At 41.2% G+C, this 25008-nt stretch carries 19 protein-coding genes, 4 tRNA genes and 3 pseudogenes; 9 read left to right on the top strand and 17 right to left on the bottom strand.

Annotated features, from left to right (window positions below; translation table 11 throughout):
* Positions 1 to 21: 21 nt before the first annotated feature.
* The 11 genes from KAN5_RS08400 to KAN5_RS08350 form a co-directional block, all read right to left on the bottom strand.
* Positions 22 to 720: an electron transport complex subunit E gene (locus KAN5_RS08400; protein ID WP_016707860.1), complete on the bottom strand. Its 699-nt coding sequence runs from the start codon at positions 718 to 720 to the stop codon at positions 22 to 24.
* Positions 717 to 1352, bottom strand: coding sequence for an electron transport complex subunit RsxG (gene rsxG, locus KAN5_RS08395; RefSeq protein ID WP_016707859.1), 636 nt, complete (start codon positions 1350 to 1352; stop codon positions 717 to 719). Before rsxG ends, KAN5_RS08400 begins: the two co-directional genes overlap by 4 nt.
* Positions 1349 to 2407 (bottom strand): electron transport complex subunit RsxD, encoded by a 1059-nt coding sequence (rsxD, locus tag KAN5_RS08390; protein WP_244390902.1) that lies wholly within the window; start codon positions 2405 to 2407, stop codon positions 1349 to 1351. The genes rsxG and rsxD overlap by 4 nt, the downstream gene beginning before the upstream one ends.
* Positions 2407 to 4959 carry an electron transport complex subunit RsxC gene (rsxC, locus tag KAN5_RS08385; RefSeq protein WP_244390901.1) on the bottom strand — a complete coding sequence of 851 codons (2553 nt, stop codon included), beginning with the start codon at positions 4957 to 4959 and terminating at the stop codon, positions 2407 to 2409. Before rsxC ends, rsxD begins: the two co-directional genes overlap by 1 nt.
* A gap of 9 nt (positions 4960 to 4968) precedes the next feature.
* A complete protein-coding gene (rsxB, locus tag KAN5_RS08380; RefSeq protein ID WP_016707856.1) occupies positions 4969 to 5523 on the bottom strand; it encodes an electron transport complex subunit RsxB in 555 nt (184 codons plus the stop codon).
* Between the two features lies 1 nt (position 5524).
* Positions 5525 to 6106 (bottom strand): electron transport complex subunit RsxA, encoded by a 582-nt coding sequence (gene rsxA, locus KAN5_RS08375; RefSeq protein WP_016707855.1) that lies wholly within the window; start codon positions 6104 to 6106, stop codon positions 5525 to 5527.
* Between the two features lie 260 nt (positions 6107 to 6366).
* Positions 6367 to 8310 (bottom strand): GGDEF domain-containing protein, encoded by a 1944-nt coding sequence (locus KAN5_RS08370; protein WP_244390900.1) that lies wholly within the window; start codon positions 8308 to 8310, stop codon positions 6367 to 6369.
* A gap of 151 nt (positions 8311 to 8461) precedes the next feature.
* Positions 8462 to 8538 (bottom strand) — tRNA-Asn (locus tag KAN5_RS08365).
* Positions 8539 to 8565: 27 nt separating this feature from the next.
* A tRNA-Asn gene (locus tag KAN5_RS08360) sits at positions 8566 to 8642 on the bottom strand.
* Between the two features lie 21 nt (positions 8643 to 8663).
* Positions 8664 to 8740: transfer RNA gene (locus KAN5_RS08355), tRNA-Asn, on the bottom strand.
* A gap of 21 nt (positions 8741 to 8761) precedes the next feature.
* Positions 8762 to 8838 (bottom strand) — tRNA-Asn (locus KAN5_RS08350).
* A 1070-nt stretch (positions 8839 to 9908) separates the two neighbouring features.
* Between KAN5_RS08350 and KAN5_RS08345 the strand changes: the two are divergent.
* From KAN5_RS08345 to KAN5_RS08330, 4 genes and pseudogenes are all read left to right on the top strand, one after another.
* Positions 9909 to 11289 (top strand): annotated as a pseudogene (locus KAN5_RS08345) (MATE family efflux transporter).
* Entirely contained in the window at positions 11286 to 13286 is a 2001-nt protein-coding gene (uvrB, locus tag KAN5_RS08340) for an excinuclease ABC subunit UvrB (protein WP_016707805.1), read from the top strand. The pseudogene KAN5_RS08345 and the gene uvrB overlap by 4 nt, the downstream one beginning before the upstream one ends.
* Positions 13279 to 14208 (top strand): class I SAM-dependent methyltransferase, encoded by a 930-nt coding sequence (locus KAN5_RS08335; protein ID WP_016707804.1) that lies wholly within the window; start codon positions 13279 to 13281, stop codon positions 14206 to 14208. Before uvrB ends, KAN5_RS08335 begins: the two co-directional genes overlap by 8 nt.
* Positions 14209 to 14213: 5 nt before the next feature.
* A complete protein-coding gene (locus KAN5_RS08330) occupies positions 14214 to 14909 on the top strand; it encodes a tRNA (adenine(22)-N(1))-methyltransferase TrmK (RefSeq protein ID WP_016707803.1) in 696 nt (231 codons plus the stop codon).
* 1 nt (position 14910) lies between these two features.
* Here KAN5_RS08330 and KAN5_RS08325 read toward each other — a convergent pair whose 3' ends face one another.
* Entirely contained in the window at positions 14911 to 15153 is a 243-nt protein-coding gene (locus KAN5_RS08325; protein WP_016707802.1) for a hypothetical protein, read from the bottom strand.
* Positions 15154 to 15353: 200 nt separating this feature from the next.
* Here KAN5_RS08325 and KAN5_RS08320 point away from each other — a divergent pair, with 200 nt between their 5' ends.
* On the top strand, positions 15354 to 15803 hold the full coding sequence (locus tag KAN5_RS08320; protein WP_016707801.1) for an isoprenylcysteine carboxylmethyltransferase family protein: 450 nt from the start codon (positions 15354 to 15356) through the stop codon (positions 15801 to 15803).
* Between the two features lie 59 nt (positions 15804 to 15862).
* Here KAN5_RS08320 and queC read toward each other — a convergent pair whose 3' ends face one another.
* Positions 15863 to 16519, bottom strand: a complete 657-nt coding sequence (queC, locus tag KAN5_RS08315; protein ID WP_016707800.1) for a 7-cyano-7-deazaguanine synthase QueC — start codon at positions 16517 to 16519, stop codon at positions 15863 to 15865.
* Positions 16520 to 16692: 173 nt separating this feature from the next.
* Between queC and queE the strand changes: the two genes are divergently transcribed.
* The gene (gene queE, locus KAN5_RS08310; protein WP_016707799.1) at positions 16693 to 17358 is read left to right on the top strand and encodes a 7-carboxy-7-deazaguanine synthase QueE; all 666 of its coding nucleotides are present in this window, start codon (positions 16693 to 16695) and stop codon (positions 17356 to 17358) included.
* Between the two features lie 161 nt (positions 17359 to 17519).
* On the top strand, positions 17520 to 18263 hold the full coding sequence (locus KAN5_RS08305) for a methyltransferase domain-containing protein (protein WP_244390899.1): 744 nt from the start codon (positions 17520 to 17522) through the stop codon (positions 18261 to 18263).
* A gap of 181 nt (positions 18264 to 18444) precedes the next feature.
* On the opposite strand, the pseudogene KAN5_RS08300 reads toward KAN5_RS08305, so the two are convergent.
* From KAN5_RS08300 to KAN5_RS08285, 4 genes and pseudogenes are all read right to left on the bottom strand, one after another.
* Positions 18445 to 20417, bottom strand: a pseudogene (locus KAN5_RS08300) (TonB-dependent receptor).
* Positions 20418 to 20504: 87 nt separating this feature from the next.
* A complete protein-coding gene (locus KAN5_RS08295) occupies positions 20505 to 20891 on the bottom strand; it encodes a hypothetical protein (protein WP_244390898.1) in 387 nt (128 codons plus the stop codon).
* A 152-nt stretch (positions 20892 to 21043) separates the two neighbouring features.
* Entirely contained in the window at positions 21044 to 21523 is a 480-nt protein-coding gene (gene bcp, locus KAN5_RS08290; RefSeq protein WP_244390897.1) for a thioredoxin-dependent thiol peroxidase, read from the bottom strand.
* Between the two features lie 10 nt (positions 21524 to 21533).
* Positions 21534 to 22067 carry an ACT domain-containing protein gene (locus KAN5_RS08285; protein WP_138555008.1) on the bottom strand — a complete coding sequence of 178 codons (534 nt, stop codon included), beginning with the start codon at positions 22065 to 22067 and terminating at the stop codon, positions 21534 to 21536.
* Positions 22068 to 22418: 351 nt separating this feature from the next.
* Here KAN5_RS08285 and bamC point away from each other — a divergent pair, with 351 nt between their 5' ends.
* A complete protein-coding gene (bamC, locus tag KAN5_RS08280; RefSeq protein WP_016707793.1) occupies positions 22419 to 23480 on the top strand; it encodes an outer membrane protein assembly factor BamC in 1062 nt (353 codons plus the stop codon).
* A 66-nt stretch (positions 23481 to 23546) separates the two neighbouring features.
* Positions 23547 to 24966 (top strand): annotated as a pseudogene (locus KAN5_RS08275) (YjiH family protein).
* Positions 24967 to 25008: the final 42 nt, after the last annotated feature.

The raw sequence follows: 25008 nt of genomic DNA, 5'->3' as shown, positions 1-25008 counted from the left end.
GTAAATACTGTGCGCTTCCCCTTAAGTTAAACTGGTGACCCTTGCTCGCGGGCCTTTTTCGGCCACAGGTGGTGCTACTTGCTTTGCTTTTATTTGTGCGTCGATGACATTTTTAGCGGCTATTAGTAATCCTAAACCTAAAAATGCGCCCGGTGGTAAAATCGCGAGTAAAAATTGGTTATCAAAACTAAATACTTCAATTCGTAACACTGATGCCCATGGGCCTAGTAGTAAATCGGCGCCATCAAATAAGGTGCCTTGACCTATTAGTTCGCGCATTGCGCCAAGTATAACAAGTACCACCATAAAGCCTGAGCCCATCATTAAGCCGTCAAACGCTGATAAATGAACAGGGTTTTTAGAGGCATAAGCTTCGGCGCGGCCGATAATGGCACAGTTAGTTACTATCAGCGGAATAAAAATCCCCAGTGATTGATATAAGCCAAATGTATAGGCATTCATTAGTAGTTGTACTATGGTTACGAAGCCTGCGATAAACATTACAAATACAGGTATGCGAATGTCTTTTGGTACGAAGTTTCGCACTGCAGAAATAGTCACGTTTGAGCCAACTAATACCAGTAATGTTGCAAGGCCAAGTCCCATTGCGTTGGTAACCGTTGAGGTGACAGCTAACAGCGGACACAAACCAAGTAATTGTACGAGGGCAGGGTTGTTTTTCCACATCCCTTCGTTAAATAACTCTTTTAATTGGCTCATGATTCACCTACTTGGCATGCATTACTTGCATTAAATACCGCATCGAAATTATTTTTTGAGAATAGCACAGCTTGTTTTACTGAACCAACCACAGCACGTGGCGTAATAGTAGCGCCAGTGAATTGATCAAAACTGCCGCCATCTTTTTTAACGGCCCAGCGTTGATCGTCTTCACTGTGTAGTGTTTGACCTTTAAATGAGGTGATCCACAACGATTTTTTTATTTCCACTTTGTCACCAAGTCCTGGCGTTTCTTCGTGTTTAGTAACACGCACACCGGCCACATCTGCGTTTGCAAATACCGCAGTTAATAACTCGATATCACCACTGTAACCTTTTGGCGTGACGTGGCGTATAACCAAAGCGACAGGCTGGCCATCTTTTCGCGCCCGATAAATTGTTTGTGGCTGATCACCGATTAACGGATCATCGATGATGGCGCAATCTTGATAAAGGGTATTATCGTAAAAATGAGGGTCCAACACATCTTGCAATTGTAGCGACAGCTGTTTGCGCTCTTGCTCTGCAATGTTATCTGCAGTTAGAGTATGAATGACTCCCACTGCGCCGGTAGTGATCAGTGCAAACAGGGCTAAAATACCGCCGTTTTTGGTCATTGATGAAATGATCATTTGTTTACCCCATGGCCATAAGTACGTGGTTGGGTGTAGTAGTCAATTAGTGGCACAGCCATGTTAAGCAACAATACCGCAAAGGCCATTGCATCTGGGTAGCCGCCAAATGTACGAATTAAATACACTAATAAGCCAATTAATGCGCCGTAAATTAATCGGCCGCGGTTAGTCGTGGCTGCAGAAACAGGATCAGTCGCTATAAAGAATGCCCCAAGCATAGTGGCGCCGCTAAACAAGTGAAATACAACGCCAGGTTCAGTCCCCGGTGCTGCGATATAACCCACTGCGCTACATACAGCAATGGATGCAATGACGCCTACTGGGATATGCCAGTTTATAACTTTTGCTTTAATCAAGTATAAGCCGCCGATTAAAAAGCCAAGATTAACCCAGCCCCAACCTTGGCCTAACCAACTATTAAAAATAGCGGCTTGCATACTTTCAGTGATAGTTAAACCATGGGCGATATCTGTTTTAATGGTATCTAGCGGCGTTGCCATTGTTACGCCATCTACACCGACTCTTAGTTGATCAACACTAAAGCCTGCGCTGGTAAAACCATTAAAAATAACGCTTAGTTGCTGATTAAAGCTAATAGAATTAGCGAGAAGATCATTGACCGGCATCCAAGTCGTCATTTGTACTGGGAATGAAATTAGCAACAATACATACGCAGCCATTGCAGGGTTAAATAAGTTAAAGCCAAGTCCACCATAGAGCTGTTTAACAATTACAATGGCAAAAAAGCTACCAATCACAATAATCCACCATGGTGCCAACGGTGGAATGCTCAGTGCTAACAATACGGCTGTAAGCCAAGCGCTACCATCACTTAGTGTAGGCCACACTGGGCGCTTGCGAATACGCATGATAACAGCTTCACTAATACTGGCTGTGAGCAAGGCTAAAATCAGCTGAATTAATACGCCCGTTCCAAAAAAATACAGTTGCGCGATAAGTCCAGGAATACAGGCTAAGATCACTGTTTGCATCAATTTGCTCAGTGATTTATGGCTGTGACTATGCGGCGAGCAGGCCATCGTAAGCTTCATTACTTATCACTTCCTTCTTGTTGTAGTTTCTTGGCTTTTGCTCGGGCAATTGCAGCAGCAACTGCGGCCTTTTTCTTATCTTGCGCTGTTTGCTCTGGTTGAGCTTCAGTGCCTGGCTCTTGGTTTTTAGTTGTAGGTGCAGTTTCATCTACAGCATTGTCTTTTTCTACGCTAGATACTTGTTCGGCTTTTGCTGCTTTTTTAGCTTTAGCACGCGCAATGGCCGCTGCTACGGCGGCTTTTTTATCGTCAGCAGGCGCAGCTGTTTCGCTTTGGGTTTGGTCAGCCTCTAGTGAATCAGCTTGTTCGGCTTTTGCTGCTTTTTTGGCTTTAGCACGCGCAATGGCCGCTGCCACGGCAGCTTTTTTATCGTCAGCAGGCGCAGCTGTTTCGCTTTGTGTTTGGTCAGCCTCTAGTGAATCAGCTTGTTCGGCTTTTGCTGCTTTTTTGGCTTTAGCGCGAGCAATGGCCGCTGCCACGGCAGCTTTTTTATCGTCAGCTGGCGCAGCTGTTTCGCTTTGTGTTTGGTCAGCCTCTAGTGAATCAGCTTGTTCGGCTTTTGCTGCTTTTTTGGCTTTAGCACGCGCAATGGCCGCTGCCACGGCGGCTTTTTTATCGTCAGCTGGCGCAGCTGTTTCGCTTTGTGTTTGGTCAACCTCTAGTGAATCAGCTTGTTCGGCTTTTGCTGCTTTTTTGGCTTTAGCACGCGCAATGGCCGCTGCTACGGCGGCTTTTTTATCATCAGCTGGCGCAGCTGTTTCGCTGTCCGTAGTAGAGGAGGCTGCCTTTTTAGCTTTAGCACGCGCAATGGCTGCCGCTACGGCGGCTTTTTTATCATCGGCAGGGGCTGCTTTATCACCGTCAGTGGTCGATGCTGCCGCTTTTTGCTCTTTATACTTACGAGCTTGCTCCTTGCGCGCTGCACGTTCTAAAGCAACGTCACTATTATCAGGCTCTAAGTCCGCACCTTGATTTTGTTTTTTTGCTTTAGCGCGAGCTATTGCTGCTGCAACGGCAGATTTATCGTCGTCCTTTGCTGGCTTACTTTTAACTCGGGCGAGTGCATCGGCAATTTTTTGCTTTTCGTCTGCTGACTTTTCAGTGGCAGGTTTGCGTTTGTGACGGTTTTGCCGTGCTTCTTGTTCACGCTCAAGACGCTGCTTTCTAAGTTCAAAGCGTTCTTTTGCACGCTCAGCTTTAACTTGTTCAGCTTGTTGCTCTTTTATTTCAACTTTAGCAACACGGTAGTATTGTACGAGTGGAATTTCGCTAGGGCACACATAGGCACAAGCGCCGCACTCGATACAATCAAATAGATTATGTTCTTTTAGCTTGTCATATTCTTTTGACTTAGCAAACCATTGCAGCTGTTGCGGTAATAATGAAGCGGGGCAGGCGTCTGCACAGGCGCTACAGCGAATACAGGCTTTTTCAGGGCCGGGCTCTGCAAGTTCCTCATGATCTGGCGCTAAAATACAGTTTGTGGTTTTTACTACACCAATGCGCACAGTAGGTAAGGTAAAGCCCATCATAGGCCCGCCCATCACAACACGCTGTTGTGGCACGGGTGAAAACCCTTGGCAGTCAAGTAAATGCTTTATTTCAGTCCCTAATAAGGCCCACACATTGCCAGGGTTATGAATTGTATTGCCTGTTACCGTAATAACACGTTCAATCAGTGGTTTACCCTCGAACACCGCTTGATTAACCGCAAATAAAGTACCAACGTTTTGCACGAGTACACCAATATCAGCAGGAATACCGCCACTGGGCACTTCTTTATTGGTAAGTAATTTTATTAATTGCTTTTCACCACCAGACGGGTAAACCGTTGGGACGGTTTGAATAATTATCTTATCGTTATGGGCCGCTGCTGCCTGCATGGCTGCGATGGCTTCTGGTTTATTGTCTTCTATACCAACAATTGTAAGCGTTGGTGTAAGAAGTTGTTGCATGATTTCGATACCAGCAATGATGCCGCTGGCATACTCTCTCATTAGCATATCGTCAGCAGTAATGTAGGGCTCGCATTCGACCGCATTAACAATAAAATACTCAATAGCTTTACGGCTATCAGCTTTGATATAAGTCGGAAATCCTGCGCCGCCCATGCCTGCAATACCACGATCATGAATAATATCGATTAACTGCTCGTGTGAAAGCAAGCTTGGTGTTGGCACGGGGTTTAATGTACACCAGCGGTCTTGACCGTCGGGTTCAATAATTATGCTTAATTCAGGTAGTGCGGACGGATGCGCTGAAGGCATTTGGCAAATATCAGCGATCACACCAGACGTTGGAGCATGAATTGGCACTGACCAATTAGCTACAGGTTTTGTAAGCGCTTGGCCTTTTAATACTTGCTGACCTTTGTCGACGATTAATTTACCATTGGCACCAATGTGTTGCTTTAAAGGTACAACAAGCTTGTCAGGTAAAGGTAAGCGGGTTATGGCTTGGCCTGTGGAAATCGTTTTTTGTCCAGGTGGATGTATACCTCCTGGAAATGGCCACACTTTACCTTGTTTTATTTGTGCAATTAGCTTTTCCATGTGTGCCCCTTAATCAATTTGTGTAACTGGGATTGCATCAAGTTGCCATTTCCACGTTTGTTTTGTGGTTTTCACTGGCAACATGTCAATACAATCAACAGGACAAGGTTCAACACATAGATCACAGCCTGTACATTCATCAATCAATACCGTATGCATTTGGCGTGTGGCACCCACAATGGCATCTACAGGGCAGGCTTGAATGCATTTAGTACAACCAATGCATTCGTCTTCTCGAATATAAGCGACCGTTTTAACTGGCTCTGCTTGTTCACCACCGGCTAGTGGCTTTGCTTCTACGCCCATTAAATCTGCTAATTTTTTTACAGTCGCATCGCCCCCAGGCGGGCATTTATTTATTTCGTCGCCGTTGGCAATCGCCTCAGCATAAGGACGACAACCAGGGTAACCACATTGACCACATTGGGTTTGCGGTAAAATAGTATCGATTTGTTCGACAATAGGATTACTTTGCACACGAAAACGTACCGCGGCAAATCCTAAGATCAAACCAAAAATAAGTGCCAGTGAACCCAGCGCAATCAAGGCATAAAACAAGGTCATGTTAAAACTTCACTAATCCTGTAAAACCCATAAAGGCCATCGACATTAAGCCTGCGGTGATCATCGCAATGGATGCACCTTTAAATGGGGTAGGTACATCTGCTGCGTTTAAGCGCTCACGAAGTGCTGCAAATAAAACAAGTACCATAGAAAAACCAACGGCAGCGCCAAAGCCAAAGACCGCAGATTGTAAAAATGTATGATCTTCTTTGATATTTAACAGTGCAACACCTAATACCGCACAGTTTGTGGTGATCAAAGGTAAAAATATACCCAACAGGCGATAAAGTGTCGGACTAGTTTTTCTAACCACCATTTCGGTAAATTGCACGACCACCGCAATGACTAAAATAAAGCTAAGGGTGCGCAAGTAGGTAATATCAAGTGGGATCAAAATATATTGATGAACGAGATAGCTTGTTACAGAGGCAAGCGTTAACACGAATGTGGTTGCTAAGGACATACCAATTGCGGTGTCTAGTTTACCAGACACTCCCATAAATGGGCATAGACCTAAAAATTGTACTAACACAAAGTTATTAACCAGTACCGTGCCGATCAACAGCAAGACATATTCTGTCATGTTCGCCTCAAGCTATAATAAACGTCGTCATTATCCTTTTTTATTGTCGGTTTAACAACACGTAGCGGGCAAATAAACCGCTCATTTAATAATGATAGTTAATTGCATTAAAAATTTTCTGATTGCTAAATAAACATTTACGGTTTATTAACTAAAATACCTGCAATAGGGCAATGAGTAGAGACAAGAGGAATAGTTTACCGTGCAGAGTTACACTAAGGCTTGGAGTATAAAGGTGCGCAAACGCACCTTTACATGGATTAAATATCTTTGGGTTTTTCGATGTAATAACCCTGAACACCATCTAAACAAAGGGTTTCTATTATATGTTTTTCTTCTTGGCTTTCAACGCCTTCAGCAAACACACTGACACCAATGCGGTGCGCCAGATCCACCATTAAACGCATAAAGTATTGATTGTTTTTATCTTCTTCAAGGCCGCGAGTATAACTTGCGTCCATCTTGATAAAATCAGGTTTTAAATCACGGAAGAACTTAAATGAGGTTAAGCCCACACCAAAGCGTTCAACAGTAATACGCGCACCAACACGATGAATCATATCAATAAAGCGTTTACTGGCTTTGATGTTTTGTTGTAAGCCAAATTCACTGACTTCAAAGACCAGTTTTGAGGCTATATTGGTATCTTTTAATAAGCGGCGTTCTAACCAAATCACAAACTGATCGTTATGCGCGCTTGAAGCGGTCACATTTAAGCCAAAGAATTTTTCAGAAAAGTTACGGCTTTTAATTTTTTCAAGAGACGAGTCAATAATCAATCGATCAATTTCCATTGCCATATCAAGTTTTTCAGCCATTGCCAAAAATGATGCTGTAGGCAACACTTGATTCTCAGCCGTTTTAAAACGTACCTGAATTTCTGCGTAAGCTTTAATGCTTTTACCAATAGGCATAATGTTTTGCATGACTAAATGTACGCGTTCAGACTCAATAACTTCATTGATCACTTTACGCCAATTTTGATTACCAAACCCAGCGCTGACATTATTTACTAAATCTGTTTCACGTTGTACATGCCATGCATTAGCTTGTTTGGATTGTGCCATACTCATGGCATTGTCTACGATTGAAAGTAGTTCACCTAATGGCTTACCTTTTTCGTAGCCTACAATACCTGTATTTGCTACTGAGCTTAACTCTTGATTTTGTTGATACTGCGTAAAGCGGGATTGCAGGTTATCACCAAAGCGCTCAGCTTCTTTGAGTGGCGTGTTGGGCAGCACAATAGCAAAGTCTGAACTATTTAAACGAAAAACCTTACTGCCAGTATAGGTGCCACTAATATGCTTAATGATGTCAGCAACTGCTTTGACATATTCATCACCTTTTTGATAGCCGCGGGTTTGGTTTATTGCTTGTAATTCACTACAACGAACCATCGCAAGTGATCCAAAGGTACTTTTTTCACTGCTTTCTATGTGTTTTTCATAATATTCGACAAACATATTACGATTGCCAAGCTCAGTCACCACATCTTTATAGGCTTCTTGTTTGATAGTGTGAGCCGCATTTTGAATATCATCATGTTTACTTTGTAAAAAGTGCGAAAGTCGATTAAAGCTGGGTATTAAATCAACCCCCAATTGTTTTATTTTGCTGTTATTAATTGCAGTATCAAGGCCGCTATTGAGTTGATTTTGATTGATATACACATCAATAACATCAGCTACAGTCATACTGATATTGCGATTTAATTTGCGGAACATGGTTTTCATGAAAACAATGGGAATAATTGCCATTAAGCCTGACACTAAAATCACAATAAATAACCCTTGCTGTAGTAACAGTCCGAGGTTGTTGGCATTTATCATGAATTCAACTTTAATATCTGATGCTTGGTTTACAGCGAATTGCGGTCGAATTGAGTTAAAACTGCTTTCTACTAATTGTGCAATAGCAGGTAAAGGAGTAGGGGATTGAATATTTACGACTTCTTTACCTTGCTGATCACGCAAAATAAATGAGGAAAAAGTATTGCCATCAGCAAGAACTTGCTGAAGTTTCTCAGGGGAAATATCCGCAATCGAATGTTTATTAATATAGTTATTAACGACTAATTGTGCTTTGTGTTGAGCATTACTTGTTGCATTGTCAAACGCCGCAGCCACAAAGTAACCACCAATACTCGCAAACAACAGCCAAGATATTAACTGAATAAATATGAGTTTTTTAAAACCAGCCATGTCTTATTCTTTTAGTAGATCAAAGGGAAAGGAATCAAATCCTTGATTAATCAAAATATTTTTATACAGGTTAATTGTATATTCAGAATAAATGTTTTGACATTAGTAGAGTAGTGGAATTGTTTAGGAAAGTCTAATGGATTCTTTAAGTTGGCTCCCCCTCCCCGACTCGAACGGGGGACCTGCGGATTAACAGTCCGTCGCTCTAACCAACTGAGCTAAGGGGGAACTACAATAACTTAATTTTCTATGATTTGGCTCCCCCTCCCCGACTCGAACGGGGGACCTGCGGATTAACAGTCCGTCGCTCTAACCAACTGAGCTAAGGGGGAACAATATCATATACATAAACTTGGCTCCCCCTCCCCGACTCGAACGGGGGACCTGCGGATTAACAGTCCGTCGCTCTAACCAACTGAGCTAAGGGGGAATCGTTTATGGCTGAAAAGATTGGCTCCCCCTCCCCGACTCGAACGGGGGACCTGCGGATTAACAGTCCGTCGCTCTAACCAACTGAGCTAAGGGGGAAGCGTATGTGCCTTTCAACGGGGCGAAATATTAATGACCGCGCTGCAAAGTGTCAACACATAAAACCTTATAAACAAAAAAAAGCAGTCTGTTCGATGTTTTTATGTTCGATCTGGCTGTTTTGTGGCTTTTTTTGTCCTTATTTTACAGTATTAGATCGACCAATTTTATAGAATTGCTAATTCCCAAGACTAATAAACAATCAATTTGACCACGATGAAAATTATATAAAGTGATCATTTATCTACTTTAGTATGAATAAATTTATGAAATGCACTTTTTTAGCGCAACTGAGTACAGTCGCCAACTTAGCCAGATTCAATTTAGCAATTCATTAACCCAGTCCTTTATTGAAAAAAAATTATCTGGAGATCTCACTCTTTATATTATTAGCATAGTGATGAAATAAATCGCAAAAAACATTTTCTTTGTTGTTTGTTATCATTGAGTTAGTTGTATGTTTAGATCGTATATTGATATTTAATTAATCCCGATAGCACCTTGCTACAGCAGTTAAGTATGTTTTCTGAGCTGTTTGTGGCAAATTGTCTAAAGTTAGTATTTGCCAACATTGTTACGAGGCGATTTAAGTCGCCCCTTTGTAGGCCTTTATTAGCGTGGCTTTGCAAGAGTTATCCACGGTTTCTGTGGATAACTCTGTTTATGAAACTTTAAGAACGTTGTCAGAGCCATGTTTTTAGGGTGCTGTGAGGATATCAAGCATTTAAATCAGTTTTTTTATCTTATTTTAAAACAATGACTTGTAAAAATAAGCGGAAAGTAGTCTGGTTGATGAGTAAATTTATTCGTGACGATTCGATTAGCGCAATTTTTGTGTAAAAATGCACCGCCAGTCGCGATGTTTTTGTGATAAAGGTTACAAAAATGTATTTTTATTGTTTTTAGCTATGGTTCGAACTGAAATTGCGTTAAAGCACGTAAAAAGCACACTTTTCTATTATTTTTTAGGCATTTTTATCAGCAATTCATAATCACTTGATAAATGCATGGCTTGCCAAGCCTCGATGCTTTAAAATACCACGCTTAATAAAAGAGGTTTATTTATTCCCATGCGCGCAACTTTGCAGACTAACACAGCTCCCGATTTATTAAATGCTCCCATCGTGCCAACATTGAAGAAAATGACGATCCCGATGATTTTTGGGATGATCACTTTAATGATGTTTAATATTGTAGATACATTTTTTATCAGTTTACTCGGTACTGAACCCTTGGCTGCAGTTAGCTTTACCTTTCCCGTTACCTTTACAGTGATTAGCCTTGCAATTGGTTTAGGCATTGGCACCTCCGCGGTGATAGCTAAAGCGCTTGGTAGCAATAATATTGAAGAAGCACGCTTTGATGCCAGTATGGCGTTGCTAATAGCGGTTGTTATGGTGGTGTGCTTGTCGTTATTTGGCTACCTCCTTATCGCCCCCATTTTTAAACTATTAGGGGCAGGGGGATGTTGTACTGCCATTGATCCACGATTATATGAGTGTGTGGTTTTTAGGCAGTGTATTTTTAATAACGCCCATGGTAGGAAATTCAGTATTGCGTGCCAGCGGAGACACTAAAACCCCAAGTATTGTGATGGGCGGGGCAGGGCTTATTAATGCGGTACTCGATCCGATGTTAATTTTTGGTTTTGGGCCTATCCCTGCGCTGGGTATTCAAGGCGCAGCAATTGCCAGCGTTATTGCGTGGGCGGTTGCGGTAATTATTATTTTATATTTATTAGCAGTTAAAAAAGGCTTATTAAGCTTAAAAGCAAATAGCCAAACGCCATTAAGTTCGATTCGTAAAATATTAAAAATTGGTTTACCCGCAGCAGGGGCAAACATGTTAACACCGGTAGCTATGGCGATAATGACCGCGATGGTGGCGTATCATGGCCCTGAGGCTGTTGCAGCATTTGGTGTTGGTAGCCGAATTGAGTCAATTGCCAGTCTTGTGGTGTTAGCATTATCGATGACATTACCACCGTTTATTAGTCAAAACTTTGGAGCTGGTAAATTGTGCCGTGTTAAAGACGCGTATACTACAACCTTAAAGTTTGTGATGATTTGGCAATTTATTATTTATTTATTGCTAATTGCATTTTCAGGCGTGATCAGCCAATTATTTGGTAAAGAGCAATTGGTTATCGATGTGATCACCTTATTTATTTTCACCTTGCCATTGAGCTACGGTTTACAAGGCGTGATTATTTTAACAAACTCATCGTTTAATGCCTTACATAAGCCGATGAATGCGCTAATTTTAAGTGTTATCCGATTATTTATTTTTTATGTTCCATTTGCTTATATTGGTAATGTATATGCCGGTTTACCGGGTTTACTAATAGGCGCAGCGGTAGGTAATTTATTTACTGCCATAGTAGCGTATAAATGGTTTATTAAAGAACTGAATATGATCAGTAATCAGGCTGTACAGGAGTGCCAAGCATGAGTGACCATTTTCAACTGGTTTCTAAATTTAAGCCCGCAGGGGATCAACCCACCGCGATTGCGCAGTTATGCGAGGGGTTAGAAGCTGGACTGGCTCATCAAACGTTATTGGGAGCAACGGGTACGGGTAAAACCTTTACCATGGCCAATATTATCAGTGATTTGAATCGTCCAACGATCATCATGGCACATAATAAAACCCTTGCAGCACAACTTTACGGTGAAATGAAAGAGTTTTTCCCGCATAACGCGGTGGAATATTTTGTTTCCTATTACGATTATTATCAGCCGGAAGCTTATGTGGTTGCCAGCGATACCTTTATTGAAAAAGATGCCTCAATCAATGAACACATTGAGCAAATGCGCTTAAGCGCAACCAAAGCATTATTAGAACGTAGAGACACTATTATTGTGGCATCGGTTTCAGCTATTTATGGTTTGGGTGATCCAAAATCATACATGAAGATGATGCTATTGCTGAAAGTGGGCGAAAAAGTTGATCAACGAGATATGCTGCGTCGTTTAGCCGAAATTCAATACACTCGTAATGATATTGATTTTAGCCGTGGCACTTATCGGGTGCGCGGTGAAGTGGTGGATATCTTCCCCGCCGAATCAGATACCTTTGCAGTGCGTGTAGAAATGTTTGACGATGAAATTGAACGTCTGAGTATTTTTGACCCGCTCACCGGTGCTGTTGAAAAACACATTGTGCGTGCAACTATCTACCCGAAGACCCACTATGTGACGCCGAGAGAGAAAATTCTTGACGCAGTTGAGCACATCAAAGCAGAACTAAAAGAACGCCGAGCACAGTTACTTAGTGCTAATAAATTAGTTGAAGAGCAACGTGTGGCACAGCGAACTCAATACGACATTGAAATGATGACCGAGCTTGGTTATTGCTCTGGTATAGAAAACTACAGTCGTTATTTATCTGGGCGTACGCCGGGTGATCCGCCGCCAACTTTGCTTGATTACTTACCTGATGATGCATTAATGATTATTGATGAATCCCACGTTACGGTGTCGCAAATTGGTGCTATGTACAAAGGTGATCGCAGTCGTAAAGAAAACCTCGTGGAATATGGTTTTCGGATGCCCTCAGCGATGGATAATCGTCCGCTGCGCTTTGAAGAGTTTGAAGCGATTGCACCGCAAACAATCTATGTATCAGCTACACCGGGTGACTTTGAATTAGAGCGTTGTGGTGATGAAATTGCGGAGCAAGTAATTCGCCCCACAGGGTTACTCGATCCTCAAATTGAAGTTCGCCCTGTAGCGACGCAGGTCGATGATTTATTGTCGGAAATTTATAAGCGGGTAGAAATAGATGAACGTGTGCTAGTCACTACGTTAACCAAACGTATGGCGGAAGATTTAACGGACTATTTATCTGAGCATGATGTGAAAGTACGCTATTTACACTCAGACATTGATACCGTGGAGCGAGTTGAAATTATACGTGATTTCCGTGCTGGTGTGTTTGATGTGTTAGTAGGTATTAACTTACTAAGAGAAGGCTTGGATATGCCAGAAGTGTCCTTAGTTGCCATACTTGATGCGGATAAAGAAGGCTTCTTACGCTCAGCTCGAGCGTTAATTCAAACCATTGGTCGTGCTGCTCGTCACTTAAATGGCCGTGCTATTTTATATGGTGACCATGTCACTAAATCCATGGCTAAAGCGATTGATGAAACACAGCGTCGTCGTGATATTCAACATGCTTATAATATTAAGCATGGTATTGAACCTCAAGCATTGCTTAAAAAGATTACTGATGTTATGGATGTGGGTGAACGTGCAGGTCCACAAGATAATTTACAGCTGATCCGCAAAGAATCTAAACACGTACTTAGCGCGAAAGAAATAGCAGTGCAAATTAAGCAACTCGAAACCAAAATGCATGCTTATGCCAGTGATTTAGAGTTTGAAAAAGCCGCATCTGTACGCGATGAAATCCATGAATTACAACAACAGTTAATTAAAAATGCCTAATTTTACGCCCCTTATTAACGCACTTGAAAGTGCCCCATTCACTGAGCACGAACTGTGCCGTGTTTTTCATGGCCGTGGTCACAGTGTTGAGCAGTTAAGCCATTTAAATATCGACTTTTATCCACCGTGTTTATTTGTTGTCTCTTATGAGGAAATTCCTGCGAGTGAGCTACAGCAGCTTAGTCAGCTACTATGGGAGTGGTCACAAACACATGCCGCTGATGCTGTTACCTCGCTGGTTTTTCAACAGCGTGCAGGGCAACAAACAGAAAACACTTTGTTATATGGTCAATTGCCTAGTCCTCATGTAGTAAAAGAAGGGCAGTGCCAGTTTTTAGTTGATTTAATGAGCCGTCAAAACACGGGTATTTTCCCTGATATGCGCCGTGGCCGTGAATTTGTACAGGCACATAGTAAACATGCAAAAGTGTTGAATTTATTTTCTTACACCTGTGGTTTTTCGGTTGCTGCAATGCATGGTGGTGCCGATAGTGTGATCAACATGGATATGAATAAAGGGGTACTACGCGCAGGTAAACAAAATCACCAACTAAATGGTTTTGACCGTGGTGTGAGCTTCTTACCGCACGATATTTTAAAGTCGTTTGGTAAGCTCAAAAAAGCGGCGCCATTTGACTTAATTATTGTTGATCCGCCAAGCTTTCAAAAAGGCAGTTTTATTTTAACTAAAGATTACCAAAAAGTGTTGCGCCGCTTACCTGAGCTCCTCAATGATAATACTAAGCTGTTGCTTTGCGCTAATAGCCCCGAGCTCAGTGAAGCCGCATTTAAAGCGCTGATTGCTGAGCATACCCAAGGTGCGATTGAATTTGTAGAGCGTTTAGCGCCGACTCTTGGTTTTGTTGATGTTGATAGCGACCGTAGTTTAAAGGCCTTGATTTACCAAACAGCTGCGCAGTAATAACGATGCGTTTAAGTAAACGGTTAGCAACAATAGACAGTTTTATTAAACCTGGTTTTCAAGCAATTTGGGATTGTTGTTGCGATCATGGTTTATTGGGAATGCAGTTAGTTGAACGAGAAGCTGCCGATACAATCCACTTTGTTGATATTGTGCCTGCATTAATGGACGAGCTGACAGCTAAGCTTACTCGTTACAGCCCAACTCAAGGTGCGGCGCACTGGCAAGTTCATTGTATAGATGTTGCTGACATAGCGATTAACTTCCAGCAGCGAAACTTAGTGATCATCGCAGGAGTCGGTGGTGAATTATTATTGCGTTTTATTAATCATATCTTAGCCGCACAGCAACAGTTTGCGAATATAAATAAAGGTGAAATATTAGCCGAGCTGGAGTTTATTATTTGCCCTGTGCACCATACTTATAAAGTACGTGAAGGCTTGTTAGAGCAAGGGATGAGGTTGATAAATGAAGCCATTGTTTGTGAGAATAACCGCTTTTATGAGGTTATCCACATAAGTAAACAGGCAAAGCACCGTTTAACACTGACAGGCTCTAGTATGTGGCATAGTGGACAACCGCAGCATCATTGCTATCAGCAAAAATTACTTACACACTATCAACGTATGCTTAATCAAAATCCAATTTATTACCAGCACGTGATTAACCGCTATGCTCAGGTACTAGCGCCGCCAGCATGAATTATAACTTATTGATTTCTTGTTTTACGTTATAACTTTGATCAGTAACGATGGCTTCAAGCGTTTGCACTCGTTCTTTAAGTGCTAACATTTCAGCTGTTATTGCGGCAATTTGATTATTCGATTCTTTATTATCAGTAAGTGTACGATGCTTGAACTCTAAATGTTTTTTATACATATCGTACATCACCCCAAATCCAACTGAGATAAATACGATCATCACTACCATTGTTGTTCCTGACATTTTATTACCTTATCCTTGTTAGTTAATGATTAAAGTATAACCAAAATACCAGATTGATGAAGCTGACAATTGTAACTTTATTTGTCGAAATAATGGGGTTGGCAAATTATTCATGAGTGATACAGTGTATTGAGTGTTTAATTGGCTTATCTGAATATGTGTTTATAAAACACTAAACTATTTTAAAACAGCGAGTTAGTATGTTAGACAATAAAATTCCTCCGGTAATAATGGTGTGCTTTTTTGCTCTAGTGATGGCCGTAATAGCTCACTATAGCGTCATTGATTTTACGGCTTTTATTTTTTACAGCGCAATTATTCTACTGGTGATAGGGTGTGTTTTTTGTATCGCTGGCGTGGTTAGTTTTCGCTTAGCGAATACAACCGTCGATCCGAGAAAACCTGAGCTGGCATCGAGATTGGTGACTACAGGTATATATAGGATCTCTCGTAACCCAATGTATGTCGGTTTTGCCTTTATACTGACAGCGTGGGGGGTGTGGTTAACATCGTTGTGGGCACTGTTGTGCGTAATTGCGTTTATAGGCTATTTAACTTGGTTTCAAATTATCCCTGAAGAGCGAAAGTTACAAAAGATATTTGGCAAAGACTATAGCGATTATAAGTTACAAGTAAAACGTTGGTTATAAACTGTGAGTAAGGCTTAGCAGTAAGAAAAAGGCTATCGAGATGATAGCCTTTTTAGTGCCTATTCGTATTCGATAGGATCAGTTATATTATTCAGACTAAATGCTTCTAAGCGTTCTTGGCACGCACCACACTTACCGCAGGCTTTTTCACGACCGTTATAGCAGGTCCAAGTTTGGCTATAATCTAAGCCCATTTTGATACCATCAGTTAAGATATCGATTTTCGTATCGTTTAAATATGGGCTGAAAATTTCTACTGCATCGTAATTTGCTATACGACAAACATCATCCATTTTTTGAACGAACTCAGGACGGCAGTCAGGGTAAATAGCATGATCTCCAGAATGTGCGCCGTAATAAACTTGACTAGCTTTGAGTGATACCGCATAGCCTACCGCCAACGATAATAAAATCATGTTGCGATTAGGTACTATGGTACTTTTCATATTTTCGGCCTCGTAGTGGCCTTCAGGCACATCAATATCATCCGTTAATGATGAGCCACCGATCAATTGATTGATCGCAGAAATATCAACTATCTTATGTGATACACCGAGCTTTTCACAGACATTTGCAGCAACTTTGAGCTCTTTTACATGACGCTGACCATAGTCAAATGACAGGGCATACACTTCATGGCCTTGTTGCAGGGCTTTATTTAATACGGTAAATGAATCCATACCGCCGGAATAAATCACAACTACTTTTTGCGTCATAACTGTTTTGCTCTTAGTTTTAATAGAGGTTTATATCAGGGCGCGATATACTACACGGCTGGAGCATAAATAACAATTTTTGACCGTGATTTTTGATTTTTTCAAATCGTCTTTCTTTATGCTCAATAATTAATGACGCTCATAATTAATGCCAAGTAGTAAGTGAGATACTTTTGTACAAAATAAATGAAATATTTGAAACCATTCAAGGCGAAGCGAGCTTTACGGGTACGCCTTCAATCTTTTTACGTTTACAAGGCTGTCCTGTTGGCTGTGCTTGGTGTGACACAAAGCAAACGTGGGAAGTGGATGATGTGTATAAAGTATCACTGGATGACACGGTAGAGAAAAAAGCTGATTCAGATCATTGGGCGGATGCATCCGCAGAGCAAATACTTAACCTATTTGTAGAGCGCGCTTATCGTGCAAAGCATGTGGTGATCACTGGCGGCGAGCCATGTATGTACGATTTAAATCCTGTGTGTAAGCTACTCCATGCTAATGGCTATAGTACGCAAATAGAAACAAGTGGTACCTTTGAGATTTTAGCGCCAGAGCAAACTTGGGTCACAGTATCGCCTAAGATCAATATGCGCGGTGGCTACGAGGTACTAACCTCTGCAATGCAACGTGCTAATGAGATCAAGCACCCAATTGCCATGCAAAAACACGTTGAAGAGCTTGAAGCGTTGTTTAACAAAACAGGCGTAAGCCCTAAACTTGTTTATCTTCAGCCCATTAGCCAAAAAGTTTCCGCGACTAAACTTGCAATTGAAACGTGTATTGAAAAAAACTGGCGCTTGTCTGTGCAAGTCCATAAGTATTTAGGGATAAACTAAAGCCGCGAGCGGTAAGCTTTAAGTTAATGGTTACAATAAACGTTGGGTTGAGTGAAACGAAACCCAACAAATCTCTTTTCGTTCAATCAGCTTCGTTAATGGTGATAATTAGTTTATTATGCGCGCCTTAACGTACCCTCCTACAAATTATTAGGCCTTATATGTCCGCGAACGCGTTATACACAGACCTTTCTGATTACTATGATTTAATGTGCGCCGATATAGACTATCAAGCGCAAAGTCATGGTATTCACAGGCTCCAGCAGATTTTTGGTAATAACGGAAATATGCACCTTGATTTAGCCTGTGGAACTGGGCCGCATGTACGTCATTTTATTAACTTTGGTTATCAAAGTGGTGGATTGGATATTAATCAGCCTATGTTAGATAGAGCTGGGATCCGCTGCCCTGAAGCACAATTTTCATTACAAAATATGAGTGACTTTATTGTTACAGAGCCATTGGATTTAATTACCTGTTTTTTATATTCAATTCATTACTGTGATGGCATTAATAAGTTAAAAGAGTGTATTGTAAGTGTTCACAATGCACTAAAAGTCGGTGGTGTATTTTGTTTTAACGTTGTTGATAAAAACCACATTGATAATGCCTCCTTTGTGGAACATAGCGCTGTAAGTGAAGATAGTGTATTTACCTTTCGCTCTGGCTGGAATTATAGTGGCACTGGCGAGAAGCAATCGTTAAAGCTTAGTATTGAAAAAGCATCAGCAGATGAAACACTCATATGGCATGACGAACATCCGATGGTTGCGTTTAATTTCACTCAGCTAAAAAAGGCTTTACAACCTTACTTCGAAATATATGTGTTTGAACATGATTACGAAACAATTACCCCGTGGGCTGAAAAATCGGGCAATGCCATTTTTACTTGTGTAAAAATTTAAAATAAGCCTTACTGGTTAGGTTAAGATTATATTTCTCTAAAACCATCAAATGTACTAGGGCCTTAGCGTTGTTTAGTAGGCATCGGCTTGTTGTGGGGGGAATTAATTGTAGCTACGGTTTTATTTAGGCTGTAAAAATGCTGGTTTATATGAGTTATAAACCAGCATTAATTATCTTTTCTTAATCATTAAATTTAATACGCACGCCGGCGTTAACAGTAAAGCCATCATTGCGCGACCAAATATCAGTAGTCCAGCGTCCACTCGGCGCCTGTTGCGGTAGCACTAATGAGTCTTCTCTGGTTTGCCTTACATTTAGTAAATTTTCAGCATTAATAAAGTAACTTACGCGGCCAATGGTGATTTGTCCTAGTAAACCTAAGTGCCAGTAAGCTTCACTTTTGTCTCGGTAGGGGTTGTTTTCTAGCTGCTGAGTGCCAGTGTAGTAGGCTTCAAAACCAACTAGGTGGCTGCCGTGTTCTTCCCACATGATCACCGCACCCGCTGAATGCTGTGGGGTGAGCGCTAATGGTAAGCGAGCAGTACTGATATCACTTGCTTTGGTGGCGTCGGTATATAAGTAACTACCCGTAAATTTTATGTCGTGCCAACGATAACGTAGTAGCAATTCGCTGCCGCGAATTTCACTTTGCCCTGGTGCGTTAATAATTCGAACCTGTTTATCGGATGGCGTAAGTTGTTGATTAATTACTTCTAGCTCAGTGACATTCTCAACATCAGAACTGAATAAGGTGACGCTGGTTTCTAAGCTGTCGAATACATAGCTAATATCAAGGGAAGCAGTCGTAGCGCGCTCTTCGTTTAGGTTTTCCAATGGCTCTAAATGAGATAAACCTGCGTCTTCGATATCTTCAATAAAAGGAGTTGGTGCAAAGAAGCCTTGTCCGTATGAGCCTCTCACAGTCCAATTTTCTGGGTGGTATAGTAAAGAAATACGCGGGCTAAATTGAGTACCGTATTCATTATGCCAGTCGGCACGGGCACTGAGAGATAGTTTGATATCGTCTTTTGCTTCGTAGTCTAGTTGTGAAAACAGCCCTGGAACTTCATAGCTGTAGTCAAATTCAGAGAAATCCACAGAGCTGAATTTTTCTGATTGATACGCCATCCCAACCAGCCATGCCGTTTTATCTGTATAGCCAGATATGCTCGATTCAATTAAGTAGCTTTCATGGCTGTCGTCTTCTTTGCTATCGCCAAATTGATGGTCGTGCTCTTGCGACATAGCTGAACCGCGGATATTTAAGTTCATTATCTCATTTATTGGTTTATCAAAGATGAAACCAGAATCAAGTCTGAGCGAGTCTTGAGTTTGTGCAAATGGGTTGCCATCGGGCATGATAGCACCATCAGTGGTACCGCCATCGCGTTGCTCTGTCATCGCGCCAACGGTGATATATAAATTAGCACCATGCTCACCTTGCCAATATAAACGAGGCCTTACACTTGCACGATTATAACTTGCCATATCCAGCCAGCCGTCATCATCGAGATCTTGCTCTGACTGATGATGTAACCCTGCGGTTACTGAAGCACTGAAAGAGTCTGACAGTGGTGCGGCAAGATAAGCGGTAATATCTTGGCCATCTTTTGAGGTTGCATTTAGCAATACCTCTCCTTCAAACTCATCACTTGGAGTGCGAGAAATTAAATTGATCACCCCACCTAACGCCGAGCCTCCATATAATGAAGAGGCTGAACCTTTGATGATCTCAACATTGGCAAGATCTGTGGGGGGAATTTGCAGTAAACCTATCGATGCAGTTTGGCCGCCATATAAAGGCAAGCCGTCACTTAATAATTGTGTATAACGGCCATAAAGGCTTTGCAAACGTATATTTGCACTTCCTAAAGCTGGAGAGGTGTTTTGCACTCGTACCCCCCGGTTTCAGCGACCAGCATAGAGATATTACCTGGGCGCATCAGCGCTTTTTCGTGTATTTCTTCGCCGTTTATTATCTCTGTACGGGTGGCCGATTCGCTTACAATACGGCCTAATCGTGATGCGGTTACTTGAATTTTTTCAATCGATTTGTGTTCATGTTCATCGTGATCATGGTGTTGCTCAGTTGCCAATGAAAACTGCGGCAATAACAGCATAGCCGCTGCTAACTTAGAGTATTTATAAAACATTTTTATCTCGCAGGTATTAAAAATGAAGCGCATAAGCGCAAATTAATTAACTACTTTTTGATCTATAGCGTACGTAAGGGGAGCCCCTTATGAGATAAAAATGGGAGGCCGGTAAACAAATGCAGAGATTGAAATAGGGTGTTTAGCATTAAGCTTTAAAGAGGGATGATTTTGGACAATAACTTGTGCTGAGCAAATAGCAGTGGGTAAATATAGCGCGGGCATACAGGTATTTGCGGGGCAAATACAGTTTATTTCACAACACTCTACATCACAGCAATCGTCAGTTTCTTGCGCTTCGCTTGCTTTAATGAGCGGCACGTCAATTAGTGGGGTGTCGACCATCAATCCAGCAGGAGTGTGTGCAGTAGTGAAAAAATCAGAATGAGAAGAGACACTATACGCCATTGATTGTTCGGCAAACCCAAACAAAATCAAAAACACAGCCAACATGTTGGTATATGGCTTAAGCATATAAATCTCATCAAAAAGAAGTTGCTGTATTGTATTAAATTTTTACGCGAGTGTGAACAGCAATAAGCGCTTAATATTTAGCCCTATACTTTTTAACGGCATTAACAAAAAAGCGCTGCCCATTGGCAACGCTTTTGTAACTTTTTTACCGCTTAATCTTTCGTTAAATAATCCAACACTACTTGGTGGTGGTCTTTGGTTTTAAACTTGTCGAAAAAGTGCTTAATTGTACCGTCTTGACCGACTAGAAAACTTAAACGATGAATGCCGTCGTATTCTTTACCCATAAACTTTTTATAGCCCCACACACCGAATGCTTCAGCAATGGCATGGTCTTCGTCAGAAAGTAGATCAAAATTAAGTTCTTTTTTAGTTTCAAAGTTCTTTAATTTTTTTACAGGATCAGGGCTAATACCAACCACACGCGTATTAAGCTGTGCTAATACGTCTTTCTCATCGCGAAGGTTTTCAGCTTGCACTGTGCAGCCTGGTGTTGAAGCTTTTGGATAAAAGTACACTAATACCTGTTGTTCTTTTAATAACTCTTCAAGGCTAATGGTTTCGCCATCTTGGTTTTGTAAACTAAATGCGGGGGCTTTATCGCCAGCTTGTAATGGATTAATAGTGTTCATGCTTTGCTCCTTAGCGAATGCGTCGAAAAATATAATCGACATTAAGAGTACGTGAAAGGTCTTCAAATTGGACTTTAAAGCTGTCTATGTCAACCTCAACAGGAATATTAAACTCTAGTTCACAGCGCATTTTTGTTTCCGCATCTTCATCATAGGTATCTGATTTTAAAGAACAGATGCTGATATGTTTGTCGGCAAAAAAGCGGGTGACTTTACTTAACGTGCCTGGTGTATCTATTCCTGTATATTCAAGAGTATAGCCTGCACAAAATTCACTTTGAGTATGACTGGCAGTACGTTTCATCATAGTCAGTAAACCGAGTTCCATACCTTTGAGAGGCAGGGTGTGCTCAATACGGCTAATTGCTGACATATCACCCGATAACAACATGATAAAGGTAAACTCATTACCTAAGATGGCAATACGGCTATCAATAATATTGCAGTGACAGTCACTGACTAATTGGGTTAATTCACTGACAATGCCGGGGCGATCATCACCAATGGCAGTTAAAACGATCTGATGATTTGAAAAAGTAGTCATGAATTCAAGTACCTAGGTTATATTTTTAATAACAGTCAGAGTGAACTAAGCCGGCAATTACTACCACACGGCGGCGAAGTTTAACACAAAACAACCACTAAACTACAGAGTGAGTTAATTAAGCTGTCATTAAAGCACGGTGTTTCTTGTTTTTAACGGCATGGGAAAGTACCATAGTTAAAATTTTGCATATTGGCTGGCTAACATAGCTATTTAGCCGGATCCCAAAGTAACGGGTTTTGCATAAAACAAGATACGTAAAGTTAATATTGACTTTACACTGAACCAAATCGGCATAACCCACTCATATATTTGTTAAAACAATTAAGGGTATGCTAAGGAGAATTATCTGTGCAGTATTGGATCCCAAAAGCGCTTGCTGTAAGCGTATTGGTTAGCTTGTCAGGGTGTGGTGTGTTCACTGACGAAGCGCATCATAAGCGTAATTACCGTGCCGGTGAGCCGGTAAAAGTGCCAGGACAATTGGCGCAGCCAGCTCAAGATCCCATTTATAAAATGGAAGTGGCAGAATATGATAATAATCCTGATTCAACAAACTATCGCCCTCCAGCGCAAGTATTAACTGTTGCAAAAGGCAGTTGGGTTGAAGAAGGAGATAAACAAGCACGTGTTTATTTTGATAAAAATGATGGTATTGCTGATTTAGATGAATTTATTTGGGATTCAGTTCAGGCGGTATTAACAGAACATCAAACTAAAGCAATAAAAGAAGATAAATTACTAGGCTCAATAGAAACAGATTGGTACGCAATAATTCAGCCAGAAGAAGGTTGGCTATGGGATAGTGAAACAGAAGTTTCTCAGCAGCGTTTTATCTTCAGTATTGAGGAAAAGTCGCACCAACGTACTGCCGCATTGAGTGCTAAATTAGCTGAATATGACAGTAAAGATGTGCCATTAACGCCTATTTTACAGCAGCAATTAGAAGTGCGTGCACTAAACCAAGTTGTGGCTGAATTCGATTATAGATATCGTCAACTTGAAGTTGAAATGCGTAAGCAACAAGGCATCATTTCACTAGAAATGGGCTTTGACAATAAAGGTAATGCGGCATTAGTGACTGAGCAAGACTACTTTGCTGTTTTTGATCGTTTCTCAGGATTTTTAGAGCGACTATCTTTTACAATCGTTGAAATAGATCAAGAACGTGGTTTGATCACTGCTGATTACAACAAACCAGAATCAAGTGTATGGGATTCAATTTGGGGCGAAGAACTTGCAGAACTACCGATTGAAGAAGGCCAATATCAAATCTTGGTGAGCCGTACCAAAGATGGTGGGACGAGCTTGACGTGGATGGATGATGAAGGAACAACCTTAGAGCCGGGTACGATGAATGATTTACAACAAGCATTAGAAAATGCTTTGCGTCAACGCGGTATTAAAATTTAATAATAAATAAAATTAAACCACAAAAAGAGCTTTTGCTCTTTTTGTGGTTTCTACAGGTTGAAAACAATGTCTAATCTAACTCCTTCTACCGAGCAGTTTGACTTAAAGGTATGGTTAACTTTTATCATTCCGTCACTGATCGGTGTATTCTTGTTCATGACTCCAGTGCCAATGGATGGAGCGATGACTATTCCCATTGCCGTTCTGGCTAAAGCTGTAAAGGCGGCTGTCGCATCTTATATTGATTTATTACTCACTGTGATTATTTGTATCACGGGGGTTTTATCATTAGTGATGAAACTATTTAAACCAGCGGCATTAATGAAATCCTCACTTTTAAAACACCTTTTTGATGTGCACTGGTTATGGTTAGTGATCCGTCTATTTGGTATGGCGTTTATTATTCTGACCGTTTTAAGTTTTAATAACCCGGATATAACCTCGGCACTCCCTGCGCCGCTACAGCCTATTTTTACCGGTATTACTTCAGAAAATACCGGTGGCTTAGTATTAAAAGATTTACTGCCAGTGTTATTTTCAGTGTTTATTTTAGCGGGTCTGTTACTGCCTTTACTGCTGAATTTTGGTTTACTTGAATTAGTGGGAACATTGTTGACTAAAGTAATGCGGCCACTATTTGGTGTACCTGGGCGAAGTGCGGTTGATTGCGCAACATCGTGGTTGGGGGATGGCAGTGTGGGTATTTTAATGACTGCCCGCCAATATGAAGAAAAAGCATTACACCCAGCGTGAAGCGGCTATCATTGGAACTACTTTTTCTGCTGTTTCGATTACCTTCTGTTTAGTGGTGTTAGGGCAAGTAGGGCTTGAGAAGCTATTTGCACCGTTTTATTTAACTGTGTGCTTGGCTGGCGTTGCTGCTGCATTGATTGTGCCGCGCATTCCGCCGTTGAGCTTTAAAAAAGATGTGTTTATTGATGGCAGCCAGCCAGATCCGCATAAAGAGCGCGTGCCTCATGACAAAAATATTCTTACCCATGCTTTACATGTCGCGCTTAATAAAGCAAAGCATTCACCAGGTTTTACCGGTACATTGAAAGAAGGTATTCACAACGCATTAGACATGATTTTTGCGGTATTACCAATCGTAATGGCGGTGGGCACGTTTGCGTTAGTTATTGCTGAATATACGCCAATTTTTGCTTACCTAGGTAAACCTTTCATTCCATTTTTAGAGTTATTACAGATCCCTGAAGCTGAAGCCGCTGCGCAAACTATTATGGTAGGTTTTGCCGATATGTTTATTCCATCAATTTTAGCAGCAGGCACCATTGAAAGTGATGTTACTCGGTTTATCATTGCTGCAATGAGTGTTACCCAATTGATTTATATGTCTGAAGTTGGTGCGCTCTTATTGGGAAGTAAAATTCCGGTGAATATTTTTGAGTTGTTTATAATATTCATTCTTAGAACTTTGATCACCCTTCCTGTGATTGCACTTATGGCGCATTGGTTAGTCGGGTAAAGTAATATTACTGAGAAAGCCCTGCAATGCAGGGCTTTTTTA

This window comes from Pseudoalteromonas sp. KAN5 (assembly GCF_022846535.1).
Lineage (GTDB): Bacteria > Pseudomonadota > Gammaproteobacteria > Enterobacterales > Alteromonadaceae > Pseudoalteromonas > Pseudoalteromonas haloplanktis.
The sequence above is the reverse complement of the archived record's forward strand: the minus strand, read 5'-3'. Positions and strand labels throughout refer to the sequence as shown.